A 5,642-nucleotide genomic window follows, 5' to 3' on the forward strand; every position below is an offset into this window, starting at 1 on the left:
TGCGCGGGGGGTGTCAGGCTAGGCGGGCCAGGAGTAGGGACTCGCAGACTTCGCCCAGGTCCAGGCCGGCGACGCTGATGGCTCGGGGGAGAAGGCTGGTCTCCGTCATGCCGGGGGCGACATTGACTTCCAGGAAGTAGACCTCGCCTTCGGGGGTGACGATGAGGTCGGTCCGGGAGATGTCGCGGAGCCCGAGGGCGCGGTGGGCGGTGACGGCGGCGGAGGTGGCACGGGTCGCGGCATCGGGAGCCAGGCGCGCCGGAGTGATGAACTCGGTGTCGCCCGCGTCGTACCGGGCCGTGTAGTCGTAGAGGGCGCCGGGAGCGACGATCTCGACGGCGGGGAGGGCGGTGGGGGTGCCGTCCTGCTCGATGACGCTGACGGAGACCTCCGTGCCGGCGATGTAGCGCTCGATGAGGGCCGCGTCGCCGTAGGCGAAGCAGGCGACCATGGCGGCGGACAGTTCGGACGGCTCGCGGACGACGGAGGCGCCGAGGGCCGAGCCGCCACGGGTCGGCTTCACGAAGAGGGGGAGGCCGAGGGCGCCGACGATGCGGTCGAGGACGGACGCGGCGCCCAGGTCGTGGAAGACCTCCTTCGGGAGGGCGACCGACTCGGGGGTGCGGAGGCCGGCGCGGCGGACGACGGACTTGGCGGTCGGCTTGTCCCAGGCGACACGACAGGCGTCCGGACGGGCGCCGAGATACGGCACGCCGATGAGTTCGAGGACGTCGCGGATCGAGCCGTCCTCGCCGGTGGCGCCGTGCAGGACGGGGAAGACGATGTCCGGCGGGTCGTCCGTCAGCGAGTCCAGGAGCGTCGCGTCGGCGTCGCGCAGTTCGACCGGGATGTCGCGGGCGCGCAGCGCGTCCGTGACGCGTCGGCCGGACCGGAGCGACACCTCGCGCTCGTACGACAACCCCCCGGCGAGGACGACGACATGCCCGAGTTCCACCGCACTGCCCCTCTTGCTGGTGTCGTGTGCGACCGCCGGCCGACGGCGGCGGTCGCGCGTTTCACGTGAAACCTTCAGACGACGTCCGGGCCGGGAGCCTGGACGCCGGTGGAGCCGCCGCCGACCGACCCGCCGAACATGTCGCGGAGCCGGATCTCCTTCTCGACCACCGTCGCGAGCCGCCGGACGCCCTCCCGGATCCGGTGCGGCTCGGGGAAGCAGTACGACAGCCGCATGTGCCGGTGGCCGGTGCCGTCCGCGTAGAAGCCCGTCCCCGGGACGTAGGCGACCCGTTCGGCGATCGCGCGCGGGGCCATCGCCTTGGAGTCGAGCCCCTCGGGGAGCGTCAGCCAGACGAAGAAGCCGCCCGCGGGCCGCGTCCACGTGCAACCGTCCGGCATCAGCTGGTCGAGGGACTCCAGCATCGCGTCACGGCGTGCCCGGTACAGCTCGCGGAAGCTCTTGATCTGCTCCCGCCACGGCTGCGTGGCGAGGTACTCGCGGACGGCGAGCTGGGAGAAGTTCGACGGGCACAGGATCGCGGACTCGGCGGCCAGGACGAGCTTCGCCCGCACCGCGTGCGGCGCCAGCACCCACCCGACGCGCAGCCCGGACGCGATCGTCTTGGAGAACGAGCCGAGGTAGAGGACGCGCTCGGAGTCGTCCGCGCGCAGGGCGCGCATGGGCTCGCCGTCGAAGCCGAGGAGCCCGTACGGGTTGTCCTCGACGATCAGCACGTCGTATTCGGCGCAGATCTCCAGGATCTGGGCGCGCCGCGCCGTGGTGAGCGTGACGCCCGCCGGGTTCTGGAACGTCGGCACCGTGTACAGGAACTTGACGGTGCGCCCCTGCGCGCGGAGCGACGAGAGCGTCTCGCGCAGCGCGGACGGAATGAGCCCGCCCTCGTCCAGCGGCACGTGGACGACGTCGGCCTGGTAGGACGCGAACGTGCCGAGCGCGCCGACGTAGGACGGGGCCTCCGCGAGGACGACGTCACCCGGGTTCACGAAGATCTTGGTGATGAGGTCGAGCGCCTGCTGCGCGCCGACGGTGACGACCACGTCGTCCGGGGACGCCTGGACGCCTTCGAGGGACATGACCTCGCAGATGTGCTCGCGGAGCAGCTCGTCCCCCTGCGCGGACCCGTACTGCAGCACCTCGGCGCCCTTGCCCGCGACGAGGTCGCCGATCATCTCTCCGACGGCGTCGAGCGGAAGGGCCGACACGTACGGCGCGCCGCCCGCGAGCGAGACGATCTCCGGGCGGGCCACCATCGCGAACAGCGCGCGGATCTCGGACGGCACCATGCCGGCGGCGCGGGCGGCGTAGCGATCGGCGTAGACGTCCGTACGCGAATGCTGTTCCACGAGGCACCTCCGAGGCGTTATGGCTTCCCTGCAAACTACGGCATGGCCGCTGCGCCGGAACGCTCCGGGTGTGGCGCGCCGCCCGGTCGGGGAAACTCCTGTCCGATACGATGCCCGCGGGTCCCGGTTGGTTGCCGGGAAGTTCCGCCGCCAAGGGTCCAGGCCCGGCGGGCGAGGATCGCAACAGGGGGTGCCGACCCGGTGTCGCGTCGTCTCGTCAACATCACGCTGGACAATCTCGATGATCTGCCGCACCGCTGCCGCGGCTGCGTTTTCTGGGAGCTGGACCCGGTCAGCCGGGACCGCGCGCTGGAGAGCGGCGACTCGGGCCTGGAGAAGGAGGCGTGGATCTCCTCCACGCTGCTGGAGTGGGGCAGCTGCGGCAAGATCGCGTACGTGGACAACGTCCCGGCGGGTTTCGTGATGTACGCGCCGCCGCTGTACGTGCCGCGCTCGGTGGCCTTCCCGACGAGCCCGGTCAGCGCGGACGCGGTGCTGCTGATGACCGCGCACATCCTCCCGGAGTTCGCGGGCGGCGGGCTCGGCCGGATGCTCGTCCAGGGCGTCGCCAAGGACCTGACCCGGCGCGCGGTGAAGGCGATCGAGGCGTTCGGCGACCTGAAGGGCGAGGAGGGCGGGTGCATGGTGCCCGCCGACTATCTGCTGTCGGTCGGGTTCAAGACCGTCCGGCCGCATCACCGGTATCCGCGGCTGCGGCTGGAGCTGAAGTCGGCGCTGTCATGGCGTGAGGACGTCGAGGTGGCCCTGGAACGGCTGCTGGGCTCCATGACCCCGGAAGGGGCGCTACGGCCGGTCTGAGGGGATCTGAGGGCTTTGACGCGTGTGGCCCGCACCCCGGCCGGGGTGCGGGCCACACCTTTCGCGCTCGCCGCGGGAGACGGGAGGCGGCTCAGATGTAGTCGGCGAGATCCCGCAGCAGGGCGGCCTTCGGCTTGGCGCCCATGATCTGCTTGACGACCTCGCCGCCCTTGTAGAGGTTCATCGTCGGGATCCGCATGATGCCGTACTCCTGCGGCACCCGCGGGTTCTCGTCGATGTTCATCTTCACGATGTCGATCTTGTCGCCGTGCTCCTTGGAGATCTCTTCCAGGATCGGCGCCACCATCCGGCACGGGCCGCACCATTCGGCCCAGAAGTCGACGAGAACGGGCTTGTCGTTCTCGAGCACCTCGGTGGCGAAGTCGGCGTCCGTCACGGCTTTCATGGTTCTCCTTCTGCTCTCACGCGGCCGGCGCAGGCCCTTCGCCGGCGTCGGCCGCCGGTGTCGTGGCCGCCCGGCCCGTCCATCCGCCGACCGCTCGCCCGCCGCGCCGATGGGGCGGCCGCCCCATCGGCCTCTCCGCTGGTCGCAACCTGCCGGCTGGTAGGTCTGCGTTACCGATGGAGCGGTTCGCCGACTACGCGGTCCGTCTGCCGTCGCCCGAGGTGGCGGGCGGCTGGTCGGTCGTGGTCGCCGATCGGGAGGCCCTGACGTTCACGTCCGGCCGCGTTGAGGGTTCCTCGCCGAGTCTGCTGGACGATCTGGACGGTCGGTCGCGCGAGCCCGCCGGCGGGGCGACCGTGCCGACTGGGCGGCGGTGGTTCAGGCCTGGGGGACGGTTTCGGCGGCACCCTGGTCCTGGAGCCAGCGTTCGGCGTCGATGGCGGCCGCGCAGCCGCTGCCCGCCGCCGTGACCGCCTGCCGGTAGATGTGGTCCACCACGTCACCGCACGCGAACACCCCGGGGATCTTCGTGCGCGTCGTCGGAGCGTCCACCAGCAGGTAGCCGTCGGTGTCGGTCTCCAGCTGCCCGGCGAACAGCTCGCTGCGCGGGTCGTGGCCGATCGCGATGAACAGCCCGGTGACCTCCAGCTGCGACTCCGCGCCGGTCTTGGTGTTGCGGACGGTCACCCCGGTGACGCGGTCGTCGCCGTGGATGGCCGTGACCTCGCTGTCCCACAGGAACCGGATCTTGTCGTTGGAGAAGGCCCGATCCTGCATGATCTTGGACGCGCGCAGCTCGTCCCGCCGGTGGATCACCGTCACCGACCGGGCGAACTTGGTCAGGAAGATCGCCTCCTCCATCGCGGTGTCGCCGCCGCCGACCACGGCGATGTCCTGCTCGCGGAAGAAGAACCCGTCACACGTCGCGCACCACGACACGCCGCGGCCCGACAGCCGCTTCTCGTCCGGCAGGCCCAGCTCGCGGTAGCCCGACCCGGTCGCCACGATCACGGCCTTGGCCAGGTACGTCTCGTCCCCGACCTTGACGACCTTGGGGTCGACGGTCAGGTCGACCTCGGTGACGTCGTCGGTGATCAGTTCGGCGCCGAAGCGTTCGGCCTGCTTGCGCAGGTTGTCCATCAGGTCCGGACCCATGATCCCGTCGGGGAAGCCGGGGAAGTTCTCCACGTCGGTGGTGTTCATCAGCGCACCGCCGGCCGTCACCGACCCCTCGAACACCAGCGGCTTGAGGTCGCCGCGAGCCGCGTAGATGGCGGCCGTGTAGCCCGCGGGGCCGGACCCGATGATGATCACGTTACGGACGTCGCTCACTGTTCTGCGCCTCTCCTCGTTGGCCGTCGGTGCCGCACGACCCGGCCTGCCACTCGCGTCAACCGATCCTAGGGCCCGGGGATTCCCAGGACACCCCGGCCAGCCGTCCACCAGCGTGCATCCCCTCTAGGGTGTGGTGCATGGCACGCATTCTGCTTCTCCACTCGATGTACGGGCTGCGTCCAGCGGTGCACCAGGCGGCGGACCGGCTCCGCGCGGCGGGACACGAGGTCCACGTCCCCGACCTGTACGACGGGCGGGTCGTCGACGACCCCGAGGCCGGCATCGAGATCAAGGAGGAGATCGGCCGGGACGAGCTGCTGCGCCGCGCCGTCCGGGCGGCCGCGCCCCTCATCGGTGACGGCGGCCTCGTCTATGCGGGTTTCTCCCTCGGCGGTTCCATCGCGCAGAACCTCGCCTTCGCGGACGAGAAGGCCGGCGGCCTGCTGCTGATGCACGGCACGTCCGACATCGCGGAGGGCGCGACCACCGAGGTCCCGGTGCAACTGCACGTCGCCGACCCCGACACCTGGGAGCCCGTCGACTGGCTGAACACCTGGTACCTGCAGATGCGCAAGGCGGGCGCGGACGTGGAGGTCTACCGCTACCGGGGCGCCGGCCACCTCTTCACCGACCCGGACCTCCCCGACTACGACGCCGAGTCCGCCGAAAGCGCCTGGACGACCGCCCTGGCCTTCCTCGACTCGCTCTAGCACCACGCGCCACGACGTGCCATGCCGAGGGCGCGAGGGCGGCACGCGCG

General features: G+C 71.1%; 6 protein-coding genes. 2 read left to right on the plus strand and 4 right to left on the minus strand.

The features are described 5' to 3' along the window. Nucleotides 1–13 precede the first annotated feature (13 nt). Entirely contained in the window at nt 14–955 is a 942-nt protein-coding gene (locus tag ACIWVC_RS32570) for a D-alanine--D-alanine ligase (RefSeq protein ID WP_396452477.1), read from the minus strand. Between the two features lie 74 nt (nt 956–1,029). Then, nucleotides 1,030–2,262 carry a PLP-dependent aminotransferase family protein gene (locus ACIWVC_RS32575; RefSeq protein ID WP_396455019.1) on the minus strand — a complete coding sequence of 411 codons (1,233 nt, stop codon included), beginning with the start codon at nt 2,260–2,262 and terminating at the stop codon, nt 1,030–1,032. A gap of 261 nt (nt 2,263–2,523) precedes the next feature. On the opposite strand from ACIWVC_RS32575, the gene ACIWVC_RS32580 reads away from it, so the two are divergent. Beyond that, on the plus strand, nt 2,524–3,141 hold the full coding sequence (locus ACIWVC_RS32580; protein WP_131943541.1) for a GNAT family N-acetyltransferase: 618 nt from the start codon (nt 2,524–2,526) through the stop codon (nt 3,139–3,141). Between the two features lie 91 nt (nt 3,142–3,232). On the opposite strand, the gene trxA is transcribed toward ACIWVC_RS32580, so the two are convergent. Continuing rightward, the gene (gene trxA, locus ACIWVC_RS32585; protein ID WP_396452475.1) at nt 3,233–3,547 is read right to left on the minus strand and encodes a thioredoxin; all 315 of its coding nucleotides are present in this window, start codon (nt 3,545–3,547) and stop codon (nt 3,233–3,235) included. 378 nt (nt 3,548–3,925) lie between these two features. Further along, complete coding sequence (trxB, locus tag ACIWVC_RS32590; protein WP_396452473.1) at nt 3,926–4,879, minus strand: thioredoxin-disulfide reductase; 954 nt, start codon at nt 4,877–4,879, stop codon at nt 3,926–3,928. 140 nt (nt 4,880–5,019) lie between these two features. Between trxB and ACIWVC_RS32595 the strand changes: the two genes are divergently transcribed. Then, entirely contained in the window at nt 5,020–5,592 is a 573-nt protein-coding gene (locus ACIWVC_RS32595; RefSeq protein WP_396452471.1) for a dienelactone hydrolase family protein, read from the plus strand. The last annotated feature ends 50 nt before the right edge of the window (nt 5,593–5,642 follow it).

Source organism: Actinomadura sp., from assembly GCF_044508335.1.
Classification (GTDB): Bacteria; Actinomycetota; Actinomycetes; order Streptosporangiales; family Streptosporangiaceae; genus Spirillospora.